The organism is Devosia sp. UYZn731 (assembly GCF_040546795.1).
GTDB lineage: Bacteria > Pseudomonadota > Alphaproteobacteria > Rhizobiales > Devosiaceae > Devosia.
The window spans coordinates 400711-417781 of record NZ_JBEPOL010000002.1 but is presented as its reverse complement, the minus strand read 5'-3'; the positions used below and the strand labels follow the sequence as shown (position 1 = coordinate 417781).

Annotated in this window: 11 protein-coding genes and 1 pseudogene; 9 read left to right on the top strand and 3 right to left on the bottom strand. The window is 63.5% G+C overall.

What is annotated here, in order from left to right:
• The first annotated feature begins 4 nt into the window (after positions 1–4).
• The 4 genes and pseudogenes from ABIB57_RS06495 (at position 5) to ABIB57_RS06480 (ending at position 4625) form a co-directional block, all read left to right on the top strand.
• Positions 5–988 carry an ABC transporter permease gene (locus tag ABIB57_RS06495; protein ID WP_354039314.1) on the top strand — a complete coding sequence of 328 codons (984 nt, stop codon included), beginning with the start codon at positions 5–7 and terminating at the stop codon, positions 986–988.
• A gap of 65 nt (positions 989–1053) precedes the next feature.
• Positions 1054–2142, top strand: a pseudogene (locus ABIB57_RS06490) (ABC transporter permease).
• Positions 2143–2149: 7 nt separating this feature from the next.
• The gene (locus ABIB57_RS06485; RefSeq protein ID WP_354039312.1) at positions 2150–3829 is read left to right on the top strand and encodes an ABC transporter ATP-binding protein; all 1680 of its coding nucleotides are present in this window, start codon (positions 2150–2152) and stop codon (positions 3827–3829) included.
• Positions 3830–3839: 10 nt separating this feature from the next.
• On the top strand, positions 3840–4625 hold the full coding sequence (locus ABIB57_RS06480; protein WP_354039311.1) for an NAD-dependent epimerase/dehydratase family protein: 786 nt from the start codon (positions 3840–3842) through the stop codon (positions 4623–4625).
• 61 nt (positions 4626–4686) lie between these two features.
• Here the strand turns inward: ABIB57_RS06480 and ABIB57_RS06475 are convergent, their stop codons facing one another.
• On the bottom strand, positions 4687–7662 hold the full coding sequence (locus ABIB57_RS06475) for an autotransporter outer membrane beta-barrel domain-containing protein (RefSeq protein WP_354039309.1): 2976 nt from the start codon (positions 7660–7662) through the stop codon (positions 4687–4689).
• Between the two features lie 229 nt (positions 7663–7891).
• On the opposite strand from ABIB57_RS06475, the gene ligD reads away from it, so the two are divergent.
• Genes ligD through ABIB57_RS06450 form a run of 5 tightly spaced genes read left to right on the top strand, consistent with a single transcriptional unit; the run spans position 7892 to position 13781 of the window.
• Positions 7892–10330 carry a DNA ligase D gene (gene ligD, locus ABIB57_RS06470; RefSeq protein ID WP_354039308.1) on the top strand — a complete coding sequence of 813 codons (2439 nt, stop codon included), beginning with the start codon at positions 7892–7894 and terminating at the stop codon, positions 10328–10330.
• A 41-nt stretch (positions 10331–10371) separates the two neighbouring features.
• Positions 10372–11277, top strand: coding sequence for a non-homologous end joining protein Ku (gene ku, locus ABIB57_RS06465; protein ID WP_354039306.1), 906 nt, complete (start codon positions 10372–10374; stop codon positions 11275–11277).
• 6 nt (positions 11278–11283) lie between these two features.
• A complete protein-coding gene (locus tag ABIB57_RS06460) occupies positions 11284–12354 on the top strand; it encodes a tetratricopeptide repeat protein (protein ID WP_354039304.1) in 1071 nt (356 codons plus the stop codon).
• 1 nt (position 12355) lies between these two features.
• Positions 12356–13000: an alpha/beta hydrolase family protein gene (locus ABIB57_RS06455; protein ID WP_354039302.1), complete on the top strand. Its 645-nt coding sequence runs from the start codon at positions 12356–12358 to the stop codon at positions 12998–13000.
• Positions 13001–13007: 7 nt separating this feature from the next.
• Positions 13008–13781: an exodeoxyribonuclease III gene (locus tag ABIB57_RS06450; RefSeq protein ID WP_354039300.1), complete on the top strand. Its 774-nt coding sequence runs from the start codon at positions 13008–13010 to the stop codon at positions 13779–13781.
• A 12-nt stretch (positions 13782–13793) separates the two neighbouring features.
• On the opposite strand, the gene ABIB57_RS06445 is transcribed toward ABIB57_RS06450, so the two are convergent.
• The gene (locus ABIB57_RS06445) at positions 13794–16340 is read right to left on the bottom strand and encodes an ABC transporter permease (protein WP_354039298.1); all 2547 of its coding nucleotides are present in this window, start codon (positions 16338–16340) and stop codon (positions 13794–13796) included.
• Positions 16337–17038: an ABC transporter ATP-binding protein gene (locus ABIB57_RS06440; protein ID WP_354039296.1), complete on the bottom strand. Its 702-nt coding sequence runs from the start codon at positions 17036–17038 to the stop codon at positions 16337–16339. The genes ABIB57_RS06445 and ABIB57_RS06440 overlap by 4 nt, the downstream gene beginning before the upstream one ends.
• Positions 17039–17071: the final 33 nt, after the last annotated feature.

Sequence of the window (17071 nt, the reverse complement as noted above, 5' to 3'; positions counted from 1 at the left end):
GCTGATGCTGATCTATATCTTGAAACGGATGCTCGGGATGATCCCGGCCATGATCGCTATCTCGATCCTGGCCTTCACGGTCATCCAATTGCCGCCCGGCGACTATGTCTCGACCTATGCGGCCCAGCTTGCCCAATCCGGCGAGACCGTCGACAGCGACATGCTCAACAGCCTGCGCGACCGTTATGGGCTGGGCGAGAATGTCGTGGTGCAATATTTCAAATGGATCGGCGGCGTCGTGCAGGGCGATTTCGGCCAGAGTTTCGAATGGAACCAGCCGGTGACCGAACTGGTCTGGGGCCGCATGGCGATGACGGCGCTGATCTCCTTCGTCACGCTGATCGTGATGTGGTCGTTTTCCTTGCCGATTGGCGTCTATTCGGCGGTGCGGCAATATTCGGCGGTCGATTATATCGCCACGGCCTTCGCTTTCCTCGCCATGGCGACGCCCAATTTCCTGCTGGCCATCCTTTTGCTCTACGTCTCCACCATGTGGTTCGGGGTTTCGGTAGGCGGGCTGTTTTCGCCTGAATTCGTCAATGCCGGCTTCTCGCTGGCCAAAGTGTGGGATTTCATCACCCATGCCTGGATACCCATCTTCGTGCTGGGCACCGCCGGCACAGCCTCGCTGATCCGCATCATGCGCGCCAACCTGCTCGATGAGTTGCACAAGCCCTATGTCGAGGCGGCGCGCTCCAAGGGCATGCCCGAAATGCGGCTGATCCTGACCTACCCGGTGCGGGTGGCGCTCAATCCGTTCATCTCGACCGTCGGCTGGGTGCTGCCGGCGCTGATTTCGGGCGAACTGATCGTCTCGACGGTGCTCAACCTGCCCACCGCCGGGCCGCTGCTGTTGCAGGCGCTCAAGAGCCAGGACATGTATCTGGCGGGCGCGTTCATACTGCTCAATGGCGGGCTGGTGCTCATCGGTACGCTGATCTCCGACATCCTCCTCGCCATCTCCGACCCCAGGATCCGATTGTCATGAGCGTCGATACGCAATTGCCGCCCAGCGACGACGACCTGCTCGATCGCCAGATCGATGCCGGGCTCATGCAGGCAGCCGGCCAGTGGGTGTTGATCTGGCACAAGTTCCGCAAGCACAAGCTGGCGCTGGTGTCGCTGTTCGTGGTCGGGCTGATTTATCTGGTGGCGCTGCTGGCCGAATTCCTGGCGCCCGCCGATCCGGGCAAGTTCGATCCGCGCTATACCTTTGCGCCGCCGCAATCGATCGGGCTGTTTGCCGATGACGGGCAGGGCGGGCAAAGCTTCCAGCCGCATGTCACCGGCTACAAGATTACGCTCGACGTCAAAAGCTTCCGCCGCGTCTTCGTGCCCGACCCCAGCGTCATCGTGCCCATCGGGTTTTTCGTGCAGGGCCAGCCCTATAAAATGTGGGGCCTGTTCCCGAGCAGCCTGCATTTCATCGGCCCGCTCGACCAGAGCCAGCCGTTCTTCCTGATCGGCGCCGATCGCCTCGGCCGCGACCTGCTCAGCCGCACCATCCACGGCACCCGTATTTCCATGTCTATCGGCCTGGTAGGGGTGGGGCTGTCGCTGCTGATCGGCATGACCCTGGGCGGCATTTCGGGCTAATACGGCGGCGTGATCGATCGCGGCATCCAGCGCGTCATCGAGTTCATCCGCTCGGTCCCCACCATTCCGCTCTGGCTCGGGCTGGCCGCCGCCATGCCCAAGGATTGGCCGCCGCTGCAAATCTACTTCGCCATCCTGGTTATCCTGTCGCTAATCGGTTGGACCGAGATCGCCCGCGTGGTGCGTGGCCGTTTCCTCAGTCTGCGCTCGGATGATTTCGTCATCGCCGCGCGCCTCGATGGCGTCAGCGAATTCCGGCTGATCATGCGCCACATGATGCCTTCGCTCTATTCCCACATCATCGCCGCCATCACCCTGGCCATTCCCAATATGATCCTGGCGGAAAGCTCGCTGAGCTTCCTCGGGCTTGGCCTGCAGCCGCCGATCGTCAGTTGGGGCGTGCTGCTGCAGGATACGCAGAACCTGCGCGCCATCACCCAGGCGCCGTGGCTGTTCGTGCCCGGCATCTGCATTGTGATCGCGGTGTTGACCCTCAATTTCCTCGGCGATGGCGTGCGCGACGCTGCCGATCCCTATGCCAAGTGAGATTGCGATGACCGAAATCCAGGCTCCCATTCTCAAGGTTCGCAACCTCACGGTGGACTTTCCCATCCACAAGCAGGTGGTGCATGCGGTCAAGGATCTGAGCTTCGAGCTCAATCGGGGCGAGACGCTCTGCGTCGTTGGCGAAAGCGGTTCCGGTAAGTCCGTTACCGCCCGCGCCATCCTGCAATTGATCGCGGCGCCCGGCGAGATCACCAGCGGGCAGATCCTGCTCTCCACCGAGAGCGGAGAGACCGACATTGTCGCCCTGGGCAATCGCGGCGAGGCAATCCGCAAGATTCGCGGCCGCCGCATCGCCATGATTTTCCAAGAGCCAATGACGTCGTTGTCGCCGGTCCATACCATCGGCCACCAGATCATCGAGGCGATCCGGCTGCACGAAAACATCAGCAAGGACGATGCCCGCAAGCGCGCCGCCGCGCTGCTCGATCGGGTGCGCATTCCCAATCCCGACGCAGCGCTGGACCGCTATTCGTTCGAATTCTCCGGCGGCATGCGCCAGCGCGCCATGATCGCCATGGCCTTGTCGTGCAATCCGGAAATCCTCATTGCCGACGAGCCGACCACCGCACTCGACGTGACCACGCAGGCGGAAATCCTGTCGCTGATCCGCGAATTGCAGCGCGACCGGGGCATGGCGGTGCTGTTCATCACCCATGACATGGGCGTCGTCGCCCAGATCGCCGACCGGGTCATGGTGATGTTCCGCGGCGAGAAGGTCGAGGAGGCCGGCGTGTTCGACCTGTTCGAGAACCCCCAGCAACCCTATACCCGCGCATTGCTCGGCTCGGTGCTGAAATTGGAAACACCAGGCCCACGCCCGACGCGGCCAGTCTCGGAACTGCCGATCGCCCAGATCAAGGACTTGTCGCTGCATTTCCCGCTGAATCTGGGCATTCTGGGCAAGCCAGCCGCCTATCTCAAGGCCATCGATGGCGTCAGCTTCACCATCAACCAGGGCGAGACGGTCGGCGTGGTGGGCGAGTCAGGGTCGGGCAAGACCACGCTGGGGCGCACCCTGCTACGCGTCTACAACCCCACCGCCGGCCAGGTGAATTACTGGCAGGGGGACGGCACCGAGGTCGATATCGCCAACCTGTCGAAACGGCAGATGAAATCGCTGTATGGCGAGGTGCGGATGATCTTCCAGGACCCGCATTCCTCGCTCAATCCGCGCATGACCATCTACCAGATCATCTCCGAGCCACTGCGCACCAATACCGACATGTCCGAACGGCAAATGCTCAACCGGGTGCAGGATCTGCTGACCCGCGTCGGGCTGCCTGCCGATATCGGTGACCGTTATCCGCATGCCTTTTCGGGCGGCCAGCGCCAGCGCATCTCCATCGCCCGCGCCATCGCAGTCCGGCCGCGCCTGATCATTGCCGATGAGCCGACCTCGGCGCTCGATGTGTCGCTGCGCCATCAGGTGCTCGACCTGATGCGCGACCTGCAGTCGGAATTCGGGCTGTCCTACCTGTTCATTTCGCACGACATTTCGGTGATCCGCTATTTCTGCGACCGGGTGGTGGTGATGAAAAACGGCAAAATCGTCGAGATCGGCGATGTCGCCCAGATTTGCGAACGACCGCAGCACGATTATACCAAGACCCTGATCAGTGCGGTGCCGCGGCCCAATCCGCGCCTGCGCGCCGACGCACCCGCCTGAGGATTTTGCCATGCCCCAAGTTTTGCTGACAGGTGCTTCGGGCCGACTGGGCAGCCATTTGCGCGCCTGGTTCGCGGCGCGGGGCAGGGCGGTGCTGGCCACCGATATCGTCGTGGCCGAGGACGGCGGAGCGGTGGAGATCGCTGATCTGGCCGACCGCAGCGCCGTTGATCGGTTGATGGCGCAGGATATTTCCGCGGTCATTCATTTCGGCGGCATGTCCAAGGAGGCCGGCTGGCAGACTGTGCTCGATGCCAATATCGTTGGCGCCTACAATATCTTCGAAGCCGCACGCAAAGCCGGCGTCAAACGCGTCGTCTTCGCCTCCTCCTACCATGTGCAGGGCATGTATCCGCTCGACGCCGCCCCCATTGGCCCTGGTGATGCCTATCGCCCGGACTCGCTCTACGGCGTCTCCAAGGCCTTTGGCGAAACCCTGAGCCGGCTCTATTTCGATAAATTCGGCATAGAGTGCCTCGCGATCCGCATCTGCACTGCCGGCAATCCCGGCACGCCGCGGGAGGCCCGGTTGTGGTGCAATCGCGACGATCTGGCCGGCCTGGTCGAGCGTGGCCTGGACATGCCCGACCTTGGCCACCGCACCGTGTTCGGCATCTCCAGCAATCCCAACGCCTTCTACGTCAATACGCCCGATCCGGAACTAGGCTGGGCGCCGCAGCATAGCTCGACCGAACTCGGCCAACCCGATCCCCATGCTTCCCTCGACCCCAACGACCCGCGCCATCTGTATACCGGCGGCGTCTTCGCAAACTGGGGCCATTTCGATGATAATTGACTATCGTCTGAAATGGCCACTCCCCGGTTCTGACGGTGCACGACATTGCGACGATGGGCGCCTAGAATTCGCCTTTGAGCCCGGCATTGGCTGACAGAACGGAGGAGCCGTCGGTCCGCAGGATGGCGTCGATACCGCCGTAGATCGAGGCGCCGCCCACAAGCTCGTATGTCAGCGACCCGCCGGCCACGGCTCCCGCCGTCGCTTGCGTGTTGGAGCTTGCCAGCGTCATTGCCTTGCCGGCCAGCGAGCCGGTGATTTCGGGCGCCACCACCGCGCGGCCTTCAAGCCCCGCATGGGCATCGCCGGTCAGAGTGCCGCCGTCCAGTACGGTCTGAAACGGCAGGTGCAGCAATCCCTGAGCCTTGAACACGTGGGTGTCATAGCCCTCGACGGTGAGGCCGGTTGCCAGGTCTTCCGTGAAGTCCGCCCCAAAGACGCCGGTATAGCTTAACCCCAGACTGGTCTCGAAGCTGAAGTCCTGGGTTTGCCATGGCCGGGTGATGAGCAGGCTGGGGGCGATGAAGTATGCGTCCTGGGTGCTGCTGGCTGTTTCTATGCCGGTCGCCACCGTATTGTTGGCAACCAGCCGATCGGTATCGGCATTGGTTGCACCGGCCGTGAGGGTGCCCTTGACGGAAAAGTCTTCAAGCTGCGCGGCGCCATAGACGCCGGCATAGAAGCTTGAGACCGCGCTGGTGTCGCCCACCGCCCCGCGCGAGGCGCCGCCGAAGGCGCCAAAGCGGGTCACCGCGTCGGGGCCGAAATCCACACCTGCGACAACGCCGCCGTAGCGCAGATCCATGTCCGTAGCGCCGTCATGGCCTAGTCCCCCGATGGTCTGCAGCCAGTAGTGGCCCTGGCCACTCGACCCCTTCTCGTCAAAGCCTTCGTCCAGCGCCGCGCCGGTCGCGCCGCTAACGGCATTGGCAAGGTCAGATGTGGCGACGCCAGCGGCAGCGAAGGCGGCGAGGTCGGCGACGTAGACGGTGTTGCCGACGATGACGTAAGGCGCGCCGTTGGTCTCGATCAGTTCGGGTACGCTGGTATCGAAGGTCAGGGCGAGATTGAGGCCATTGCCGACGTTGAGAATGTCATTGCCGGCCGCGATGTCGACGTGGCCGATCAGCACCGAGCCGGCGTTGAGGGTGAGGAGCGTATCGCTGTTGGCGCCAGTTTCGCGAAGTGCGATGCCGGTGGGATCGGCCGCGCCGATCAGCCCCGAATTGGTGAGGCTGGTAAAGGCTTTCGCCTCAATGGCAAAATCATGGGCCGTTATCGTGCCGCTGTTAACGAGCGACTTGATGGCGCCACCTACATACATGGCCTCGCCGGTCGCCTTGATGGTGCCGGTATTTTCCAGCGAGTCCAGGTCGCCGGTGCTGAGCACGCCGGTCGCGTCGCCCACGATCGTACCGCTGTTCCTGATTGTGCCGATATGGAGGAAACCCAACACGGCGTGGTCGCCGCCGGAAATGATGCCGCTATTGTCCAGCGAGTCAATCGAGGTGGCGAGCAGGCTTTCATTGACGGCACTGATACGGCCGCTATTGACGACCAAGCCAAGGGCGCCGGCCTGAATGCCGGTGAAGCCGCCGCCGATGTCGCCAGAGTTGTTGAGATATCCGATGGCAGTGGCGGCGACGGCGGTGCCGTTGACCTGGTCTGAAACGGTGATATGGCCGGTGTTGGTCAGGGACGTGATGGCGCCAAAGGTGGACTCGATGCCCCCGATCTCGCCGGCAATCGTGCCGGCATTCGTGATGGAGCCAATATTGCTGTCGGCCTCGATGCCGTGCAGGCCGGTGATCCGGCCGCTCGCGGCATTGGCGATGGAAGAAATGGTCGTGTAACTTTTGATGCCACTCTGGCCACCGCGGATCAGGCCAGTATTGCCGATCGAACCGATTTCGTTGGCGACGACACCGTAATCATTGTCGCCGATGATGGTGCCGCTGTTGGTCAGCGACGCGAGGGACGTGTCCGCCACGATGCCGAAGCGACCGCCCCGGATCTCGTTGGTATTGACGACGGAGCCAATGATATTGCCGTGGATGGCGTAGTAGGTATTGGCCGTTATGTGACCGCTATTGGTCAACGAATTGATGGTGTCGGATGAGGCAATGCCCGAATTGTTGCCGTTGATCACGCCGGAGTTGACCAGCGTGCCAATGGTGTTGGCATAAAGGCCGAAATAGCCTCCGTCCATTGTGCCCGAATTGTCGACCGCGCCGATGGAATGTGCGATCACGGCAGCGCCATTTGCGAGGTCGTTGACGATCAATGTGCCGCTATTGTTGAGCGAAGCGATATTGCCGCCGACTTCGATGCCGAAGGTTTCGCCCGTGATGGCACCGGCGTTGTTGATCGCACCCACATTTGTGCCCACGGAAATCGCTGCCCGACCGAGGGTATGATTGGTGATGACGCCCGTCGCGGTATTGTTGAGGGTGCCCAGGGCGTTGAGGTTGAGGGCGATGTAGTCGCCATTGATCAGGCCGGCGTTGTCGATCAGGTCGACGTTGACAGCCTGCACGCCGTATTCGTCGCCGGTGACGGTGCCGCCACTGACGTTGTTCAGGGCGTAAACTGAGGACGCCATGATGGCGTCGTGGCCGGTGATGAGGCCGCTGTTGACGATTTTGCCCGTGCCCGAAATGTAGACGCCGCCGCCGGTCACGGAGAGAATGCTGCCGCTGTTGTTAAGGTCCAAATTATCGAGGGAGATCGTGTTGCCATTGGCGATCTCGATGGTGCCCTGGTTGACGACAGTATAATTGCCCGGGTTGTTGTTGGCGTAGACCGGCGTCACGTTATCGGTGACCTTGGCGCCTGCCTCGATAGTGAGCTTGTCGCCGGGGTTGAGAAGCTGCTGGCCAACCGTCGCGCCGCCGGGGACGGTGATCTCGGCGGCGAGGACGGGGGAGGACAGCGCGCCCGCCAGAGCCAGGGCAATCGCCGAGGTGGACAGGCCCAAGATTCCGCAATGGATCGCTGTCGGGCGGGCCGAAGCTGGCAGGCGGTTTCGCTGATACATGACAATCCTTGAGCGGGCAGAGCGATTTGCCGCAACCTGTCATGTGTCGCCGGAGCTGTCTTGAACCGGACAGAACCGGAATTGTTCTGGATAGCACCGCATCAAATTTATATGTCGCGTGGCAAAACAGCACCGCGTTTCAGGGGCCCGGCCGCCCAAGTGGCGGCGGAAAGCTGCGACGAATGCGTTGGGCTTTCCTGCTAGTGAGGTTGCAGTGTAGCGTCGGCGCATGGGTCGACAGAAACTTCAAACTTACCGTGCAAAGCGGGACTTCTCGAAAACCACCGAACCAAGCGGCGGGGGCGACGGTGGAAGTAGCCGTTTCGTCGTTCACAAGCACTCCGCCACTGCAGATCATTATGATCTTCGGCTCGAACTGGACGGGGTGCTGAAGAGCTGGGCGGTGCCGAAGGGGCCGTCGCTCAACCCGGCGGACAAGCGGTTTGCCGTGGCAACCGAGGACCATCCGATCGAGTATATCGACTTCGAAGGCGTCATTCCCGAGGGGGAGTATGGCGGCGGGCCTATGATCGTGTGGGACACTGGCGAGTGGGCGCCGATGGGGGATGCGGCCGCGGACATTGCCAAGGGCAGTTTCAAGTTTCGGCTGGCGGGGCAAAAGCTCAAGGGGGGCTGGATGCTGACCCGGCTCAAGCAGAAGCCGGAGGACAATGGCAAGATCGGCTGGCTGCTGTTCAAGGAGCACGACACGGCGATGGATGCCGAGGTCGATATTCTTGCCGAACGTCCCGAAAGCGTCAAATCGGGGCGCAGGATCGAGGAGCTTGTTGCGGCGCCGGTTCAACCGCAAAAAATGATCAAGCCGGCTCCCGGCAAGGCGCCCGGTGCGATCAAGGCGCCGATGCCGGTTACCATGGAACTGCAGCTTGCCAGCCCGGCGGAGAAGCCGCCGCGTCACGACAAGAACACGCCGTGGCTGCACGAAATCAAGTTTGACGGCTATCGCACCATGGCCTTCCTTGAGGGCGGTGCGGTGCGCCTGATCACTCGCGGGGGGCTCGACTGGACCCGGCGCTATGGCGACCTGCCAAAGGCGTTTGCGGCGCTCGATTGCCGCGAGGCGGTCATTGACGGTGAGATCGTCGTGCTGGACGAGAAGGGCATCAGCCGTTTTGGCAAGTTGCAGGAGGCCCTGTCGGAAGGGGCCGGCAACAGATTGGTGTTTTACGCCTTCGATCTGCTTCATCTGGATGGCTGGGATTTGCGGCAGGTGACGCTGCTCAGGCGCAAGGCGCTGCTGGGGCAACTGCTCGGCGGGCACGTGACTGGCCGCTCGGCGCTGCAATATAGCGACCATGTGGAGGGCGACGGCGAAGGCATCTACGACCTGGCATCCAGCCGTGGCCTTGAAGGGATCGTCTCCAAGCGCGCGAACGGCCTTCATATCGGGGGTCGATCCGCGAGCTGGCTCAAGGTCAAGGCGCTCAAGACCGGCGATTTCGTTATTGCGGGCTATAGCGAGAGCGCGGCCAATGGCGGTATCGGGGCCCTGGCCATGGCCGAATGGGTGGGCGAGGATCTGGTCTATCGCGGCAAGGTCGGCACCGGGTTCGACGCGGTGAATATGGCCGACCTGATCGGGCGGCTTGAGACGTTGCGCATCGCGGACAAGCTTGAAGGTGCGCCGAAGGAAATCCAGCCCGTGCGTCCCACGCTGCGGGCGCGCATCCAATATGCGACGATCACCACCGACGGCATGTTGCGCCACGCCGTGTTCAAGGGTTTGCGCGAGGCCGAACTTAGCACGCCGGTGACGGCGCCGCGCAAACGCATCGTCTCGGACGCCGACCTTGCGGGTATCTGGGTGACCAATCCGACGCGGCGGCTGTTCGGTAAATCGGGCCCGACCAAGCTCGATATCGCGGTCTACTACGCGGCGGTGGGCGATTATATGTTGCCGCATTTGTTCAATCGGCCGGTATCGCTGTTCCGCTGTCCCAGCGGCAAGCCGCATGACTGTTTCTTCCAGCGGCATCCGTTTACCGGCATGCCGCCGACGCTCAAGAGTTTTGAGACCAAGAATTCGGAGGGCGAGGTCAAGTCGTTCCTGACGGTGGAGGACGCCAAGGGGTATCTGGCGCTGGCGCAGTTCGGCATCGTGGAATTCCATGCCTGGGGCACGCATGAGGCGCATCTGGACAAGCCGGACCGCGTGATCTTCGATCTCGATCCGGGCGAGGGGGTGGCGTGGCGTGAGGTGGTCAATGCGGCGGTGCATCTGCGCGGTGGGCTGGAGGCGATGGGGCTGGTGCCGTTCGTCAAGACCTCGGGGGGCAAGGGGCTGCATATCGTGGTGCCGATCCCGCCCAAGCGGAACTGGAAGCAGACGCATCAAGCGACCGCTGCCATCGCGGCCAAGCTGGCGGCAACCGGGCCCGATACATTCGTGACCGTCATGGGCGCCGAGAACCGCAAGCGCCGCATCTTCATCGACTATCACCGCAATGCCCGCAGCGCGACGGCGGTGGCGGCCTATTCGCTGCGCGCGCGGCCGCACCTGCCAGCATCGACCCCAGTCGATTGGCGGGACCTCGAGTCCATCGACTCTCCCGAGGACCTGAATTACTCTTCTCTTCCAGGTCTATTAACCACAACAGGCGACCCCTGGGCCGACATTAACGAGTCAGCACGGGACTTGCCTGCATGATTTCTTGTGGTGGAGCAGTAGTGCGCGCGTAGGAGGCGACGATGGCAGCAAGGGCGAGTTGGAAGGGGCATCTTCGACTGAGTTTGGTCAGCTGTCCCGTGAAGTTGTACCCGGCGACCAGCACCGCCGAGCGCATCAGCTTCAACCAGTTGCACAAGGACACGCACAACCGCATCAACATGAAGGCGGTGGACCCGGAGCTTGGCCTCGTCGAGCGATCCGACCTGGTGCGCGGCTACGAGTACGAGCCCAAGCAGTACATCATCATCAGCGATGAAGACATCGATGCGGTGCGCATCGAGTCCAATCACACGATCAGCATCGAGGCCTTTGTCGACAAGGACGATGTCGATGCCGTCTACCAGGATGCGCCCTATTACCTGGTGCCCGATGGCGCCATGGCGGAGGAAACCTTCAGCGTCATCCGCGAAGCCATGATCAAGAGCGGCAAGCTGGCGGTCGCCCGCCTGGTGATGACCAGTCGCGAGCGCGTCGTCACCATCGGCGCCCGCGAAAACGGCATGGTGCTCACCACCCTGCGCAATCCCAGCGAAGTGCGCGGCACAGGCGAATATTTCGGCAATATTCCCTATGGCGATCCCGAGCCGGAAATGCTCGAGCTGGCGCAGAAGCTGATCGAGCAGAAGGTCAAGCCGTTCAATCCCAAGGACTACGAGGACCGTTACGAAGTCGCCCTGATGGCGATGATCCGCGAGAAGCTCAAGGGCCACAATCCCATCATCGCCTCGGCGCCGGAACGCGGCAATGTCATCAACCTGATGGATGCGCTCAAGGCCAGCCTCGGCGAGGCCAAGCCCGCCGCCAAGAGCAAACCCAAGGCGGCGGCTGTTGTTGCCAAGGAGTCGCCCACAAAGGTATCGTTGAAGGCCGCGCTCGACGCGTCAAAGGCGGCAGCACCGAAGGCGGCTCCGAAGAAAAAGGCTTAGGCCAGCATGCACCTCAATGGGGAAAGTTTCGGCGTCGTCGGCGCCTTGCGAGCCTTTCCCGTGCGTCTGGCAGTCAGGCGGGTGGAGAGCCTGGGTGGACGGCTGCATCGCAGCGTGACCCGGGGGACCACGACGGTGGTGTTCGGGCGCACCTTGTTGTCCAAGAGCGACGAGGGCGAAATCGAACGCCGGGTGGCTGCGGCGCGGCCGCGGCGATTGCTCAGCGAGAACGGGTTTCTGCGGGCGTTGGCAACGCTGCCGCCGGTCGCTGCATCCAATATGTTGCGGCGGTCGATCCTCGACCAGTCGGGCCTCAGCGGCGATGTGTTCGACCTGCTGGCATTGTTCGATGGGTTCGAGCATGACGCCGAGCCGTTTTCGTTTCGCGATCTGATCCTGGCGAAGAAGTATGCGGGCCTGATCGCCAGCGGCGCGAGCTGGAGCGCGATTGCCCGCTCGGTACATCAAATCGGGCCGGTCGGATCGCTGACTTCGCTTAGCCTGCATTCCGGGGGCAGCGATAAGATACTTTCACGCGACACCCATTCCACGTCCGAACTGGACGGCCAGCGTTTGCTGCCCATGCCCGATGACGATGCGGAGGCCGAAGACTACTTTGGCCTGGCGGAAACGGCGGAGGCGGCGGAACTCTATGCCGAGGCCGCGACGCTTTATGCGCATTGCTCGGCTATCGATCCGACCGACGCGACCTCGGCGTTCAACCTGGGTAATTGCCTGCGGGCGATCGGGCAGACGGACGACGCAGCCATCGCCTATGCCACGGCGCTGAAGCGGGATCCGCTATTCGTGGAGGCCTGGTTCAACTATGGCGGCCTGTTGCGCGAACTCGGTAAGGTCGACGCGGCGCGCCGGCACCTGGCCCGCGCTATCGAGCTGGACGAGGGTTATGCCGACGCGATCTACAATATCGGCGCGCTGGAATATGAGGCCGGGGTGCTGTCTGCCGCGCGCGGCTGGTGGCGTCGTTATCTTGAACTAGATGCTACATCGGACTGGGCCCGGCGCGCCCGGGCCGGTATTGCTGTTGCAGACCAACAGCTTCGAACGGCAGGATAGCATGGCAACCAGCTTCATTTTCGACGGCCCCGAAGACGCCGAGGTCACCATCCTGCTGGCGCATGGGGCAGGGGCGCCGATGGACTCCGGCTCCATGAACGCCACCACCAAGGCGCTTGCCGCGGCAGGCCTCCGGATTGCCAGGTTCGAGTTTGCCTACATGGCCAGCCGGCGGACCGATGCGGGGCGCAGGCCACCGCCGCGCGCCGACAAGGTGATGCCCGAATTCGTCGCCGCGGTGGACGATCTGGGCCCGACGAACGGTCCCTTGATCATCGGCGGCAAATCGATGGGCGGGCGCGTCGCCAGCATGGTGGCAGACCCGTTATACGATGCCGGGCGGATCGCTGGGCTACTGTGCCTGGGCTATCCGTTTCATCCGCCGGCAAATCCCGAGCAATTGCGCACCAAACACCTGGTCGGCCTCAAGACGCCAAGCCTGATCGTCCAGGGCACCCGCGACGAATTTGGTACCCGCCAAGAGGTGATGCATTACGAGTTGTCGCCAGCGATCGAGCTGATGTGGCTCGAGGATGGGGACCACGACCTCAAGCCGCGCAAATCGATTTCGGGGTTCAGCGCGGCCGATCACCTGGCAACCATGGCGGCGTCCGTCGCGGCATGGATCGGGCGCATCGTGCCGTGATGGCACGATGAAGATCGCTACCTTCAACATCAACGGCATCAATCGGCGCCTGCCCAATCTTATGGACTGGCTGGCCGACGCGGCGCCGGATGTGGTGTGCCTGCAGGAGCTCAAGGCGACCGACCGGCAGTTCCCGGCAACGGCCATTGCCGATGCGGGCTATGGCGCGGTGTGGCGGGGAGAATCCGCGTGGAACGGGGTGGCCATCCTGGCTCGCGGCGCCGAGCCGGTGTTGACGCGAACCGAACTGCCGGGCGACAGCGACGACGGCCAGGCGCGCTACATCGAGGCGGCGGTCGATGGGGTGCTCATCGCCTCGCTTTATGCCCCCAACGGCAATCCGCAGCCGGGTCCCAAGTTCAACTACAAGCTGGAATGGACCGAGCGGCTGATCGCCCATGCGGGCGAACTTTTCGCCACCGGCCTGCCGGTTGTGCTGGCGGGGGACTACAATATTGTCCCCGAACCGCGCGACATTTACGCGACCAAGTCCTACGACGCCAATGCGCTGGTTCAGCCGGAGCCGCGCGCCCAGTTTGCACGCCTGCTTGAGCAAGGCTGGACCGATGCCATCCGCAAGCAGCATCCGCACGAGACGGTTTATACCTTCTGGGACTACATGCGGAACCGCTGGCCGCGCGACGCCGGGCTGCGGCTGGATCATCTGCTCCTGAGCAAGAAGCTGGCGAAGCGGCTGGTCAGTTCGGGCGTCGATCGCGAGGTTCGGGGGCGAGAGGGCGCGAGCGACCATGCGCCGACTTGGATCACGTTGGGAGACTGACAATCGTGCGCGCTATGACTCCGCGCGGAGCTGGCGGGCGGGGCGGATCGACATGGCGGACCAGGTCGTGAGCATGCCGGTAACGATCGTCAGCGCGACGGCGCCGAGCGTGATGGTCAGGCTGGTTTCAATGTCGAGCGCGAAGGGAATTTCCAGCACGTAGGTGAGAATTGCCCAGGCGCCGGTCGTGCCCAATATCAGGGCCAGCAGAGCGGCCAGCAATCCCAGGATGCCGTATTCAACGGTGAAGGCCACGATGACGTCGCGGCGCGTCGCGCCCAGCACTTTCATGACCACTGCGTCGGCCTCGCGCTGTTTGCGCCCTACGGCCATGGCGCCGGCCAGCACCAGCATGCCCGAGAGCACGGCGATGCTGCCGACCAGCGCTACGGCGTTGGCGAGGCTCGCCAGTATGCCGGCAATCCGCTCAAGCGCATCGCCGACCGGCAGGAAGGTCAGCGCCGGGAATGTCTTGCTCAGGCGGCTTTCGACCGCGTCATTGGCGCCGTCTGCGGCCTTGATGCTGGCCATGAAATTCTGCGGCGCCTTCTCGATCAGGCCGGGGGAGAAGAGCAGGCGGAAATTGAGGCCGCCATCGCGCCAATCGATATCGCGGAAGCTGGCAATGGTGGCGGTGAGGGGGCGGCCGAGCACGCTGATGGTTAGCTGATCGCCCAGCTTGAGGCCAAGGGGCTTCTGCAGCTCGGTGCTGAGGGAAATCAGAGGATCACCGGAATAATCGGGCGCCCACCACTTGCCTTCGGCAAGTGTCGAGCCGGCGGGGAGGTCTTTGGCCCAGCTCAGGGCGGTGTCGCCCTTGAACATATCGGCGATGTCGTCGGGCAGGGGACCGAGTTCGGTCACGGGCTTGCCTTTGACGGCCTCAATGGTGCCGCGGAGCATCGAGACGCTGTCGAACTTGGTGATCTGCGGGTCGGTATCGGCGAAGCTCTTGATGGCCGCCAATTGGTCCTGCTTGACGTCGATCAGGATGAAGGAGGGCGCCTTGTCGGCAACCGCGCCGTCGATCTGCGCTCGCAGATTACTGTCCAGCAGGGTGATCATGAGCAGCAGGGCGAGCCCGAGGCCGAGCGACAGGATGACGACGGGAGCAGGGGCGCCGGGGCGATGAATGGCCCGAATGGCCTGGCGCAGCACGCCGGTGGGGAGCGGCGGCAGCAGCCGGAGCGCGAATTGCAGCAGCCAGGCCGCGGCGCGGAGCAGGGCGAAGGCGAGGAGGGCGCCGACGCCGTACCACAGCACGAGCATGGGCTCGCCCGTCACCGCCACGGCAAGGCCGGCAATGCCGGCAAAGGCGAGGACCAGCGGCACGGCCGTGCGCGGGCGGACGATGTCGCGCCAGCTAATGCCGCCGGCCAGATTGCCGCCGGCGGCGCGGAACAGGCTGGCTGGCTGCAGTTTTTGTGCGCCCCGTAGCGGGAGTAGGGCGAAGGCGAAGGCGATCAGGATGCCGAAGCCAGCCGCCGCAGCCAAGGCGGCGGGGTCGAGGGTTGGGGGCAAGTCAATGGCCAGCATGCCGGACAGGATGGGCAGCGCGATCAGCGTCGAGCCAGCGCCGAGCACCAGCCCGATGGCGATGCCCACCAGTGACAGCAGCATGATCTGGCTGAGGAAATGCACGAGCACACGCGCACTGGTGGCCCCGAGGCTGCGCAAAGTGGCGATGGAGCTTTGGCGCTCGTTGATATAGGCGGCGACCGCATTGGAAACGCCGACGCCGCCGACCAGCAGCGACGACAGGCCCACGAGGACGAGAAACCGGCTGAACAGATCAAAGAATTTGGCCAGATCGGCGGTCGCATCGCGGGGAGAGCGGAGATCCCAGGGGGCATCGGGGAAGGCCTTGCGCAGGTCTGCCGAGGCGGTGGCGAAGTCCATGGTCGCCAGCGCAATCTTGTATCGGAAGCGGGTCAGCGCGCCGGCAACATCGAGATCGGCATTGTGCAGGCTTTCGAGCGACATCAGTGCAGGCAGGCCGAGCTGAAAGCCCTGTGCGGCCTGATCCGGCAGTGCCTTGAGGGTGGCGCGGATGATGAAATCGGCATTGCCGATGCTGACCTGATCGCCGAGCGAGAGGCCGAGGCGGTCGAGAACCTTGGCATCTACAACGACGCCGGCCACGCCGTCGCGGCTCGCCAGCAGATCGGGCAGGGTCGCGCCATTGGCGTCCGCACCGAGTTCAACGCCGCCCACCAGGGGATAGTTGTCGCCGATGGCACGCAAGCTCAAGAATACGCTTTTATCGCCGGCAGTGGCGCGGGCGTTGAGATCGACGACCTTGGCGACGGCGCCAAGCTTGCTGAAATAGGCGACCTGGTCAGTTGGGATATCGGTGCCGCTATTGCGCACCTCCAGGTCGCCGCCCAGGATCACCCGCGCATCGCGGGCGATGGCGGATTGCAGGGCGGCGCCAACTGACGAGACCGCCGCGATGGCACCGACGCCGAGCGCCAGGCAGGCCAGCAGGATGGCAAAGCGCCGCACGTCGCCGCGCAGATCGACCAAGGCGACGCGGACCCAGCCGCCCAGCCTGCTCATGCGGGCACGGCGACCGCGGCCGACAGATGTCCGTGGTTCATGTTGAGGATACGATCCGCCTTGGCGGCGAGGCTGCGGTCGTGGGTGATGAGGAACACGGCGGTGTCGTTGTCGCGCGCCAGGGCGAACATCATGTCGATGACCATGGCACCGGTTTCCTGATCGAGGTTGCCGGTGGGTTCGTCCGCCAGCAGCAGTTTTGGCTTGTTGACGATGGCGCGGGCGAGGCCGACCCGCTGCTGCTCGCCACCCGACAAGGCGCTGGGCAGATGATCGAGGCGATCGCTGAGTCCGACTGCGGCCAGTGCCTCGGTCGCCGCAGTGCGGATGGCCTTGTAGGACCTGCCGTCCTCGGCGATTTCCAGCGCCAGCGCGACATTCTCCAGGGCCGTCATCGACGGGATCAGGTGAAAATTCTGGAACAGGATGCCCAGGTTGCGCCGCCGAAAAATGGCGAGTTCGTCTTCGCCCAAGCCTGCCAGCGTGGTGTTTCCCACGGTGACGGCGCCGTCCGTGGCGCGTTCCAGACCGCCCAGCACCATCAGCAGCGAGGTCTTGCCGCTGCCTGATGGGCCAACCACGGCCACAACCTCGCCCGGATCGATGTGGAAGCTGATATCCTTGAGAATGTGCAGCGGGGTCTTGCCGGAGGTCAGATGCAGGTTCATCGCGGCAGTCTCGACTACGGGGCCGCTCATGATGCATCTCTCGGCTGGCTGAAGATCGCCCAA

Excerpts from the sequence above, each read along its gene's own strand:
- ku (WP_354039306.1), top strand. The coding sequence starts at position 10,372 with ATGGCAGCAAGGGCGAGTTGGAAGGGGCATCTTCGACTGAGTTTGGTC.
- ABIB57_RS06460 (WP_354039304.1), top strand. The coding sequence starts at position 11,284 with ATGCACCTCAATGGGGAAAGTTTCGGCGTCGTCGGCGCCTTGCGAGCC.
- ABIB57_RS06440 (WP_354039296.1), bottom strand. The coding sequence starts at position 17,038 with ATGAGCGGCCCCGTAGTCGAGACTGCCGCGATGAACCTGCATCTGACC.
- ABIB57_RS06485 (WP_354039312.1), top strand. The coding sequence starts at position 2,150 with ATGACCGAAATCCAGGCTCCCATTCTCAAGGTTCGCAACCTCACGGTG.
- ABIB57_RS06445 (WP_354039298.1), bottom strand. The coding sequence starts at position 16,340 with ATGAGCAGGCTGGGCGGCTGGGTCCGCGTCGCCTTGGTCGATCTGCGC.
- ligD (WP_354039308.1), top strand. The coding sequence starts at position 7,892 with ATGGGTCGACAGAAACTTCAAACTTACCGTGCAAAGCGGGACTTCTCG.
- ABIB57_RS06450 (WP_354039300.1), top strand. The coding sequence starts at position 13,008 with ATGAAGATCGCTACCTTCAACATCAACGGCATCAATCGGCGCCTGCCC.
- ABIB57_RS06475 (WP_354039309.1), bottom strand. The coding sequence starts at position 7,662 with ATGTATCAGCGAAACCGCCTGCCAGCTTCGGCCCGCCCGACAGCGATC.
- ABIB57_RS06480 (WP_354039311.1), top strand. The coding sequence starts at position 3,840 with ATGCCCCAAGTTTTGCTGACAGGTGCTTCGGGCCGACTGGGCAGCCAT.
- ABIB57_RS06455 (WP_354039302.1), top strand. The coding sequence starts at position 12,356 with ATGGCAACCAGCTTCATTTTCGACGGCCCCGAAGACGCCGAGGTCACC.
- ABIB57_RS06495 (WP_354039314.1), top strand. The coding sequence starts at position 5 with ATGCTGATCTATATCTTGAAACGGATGCTCGGGATGATCCCGGCCATG.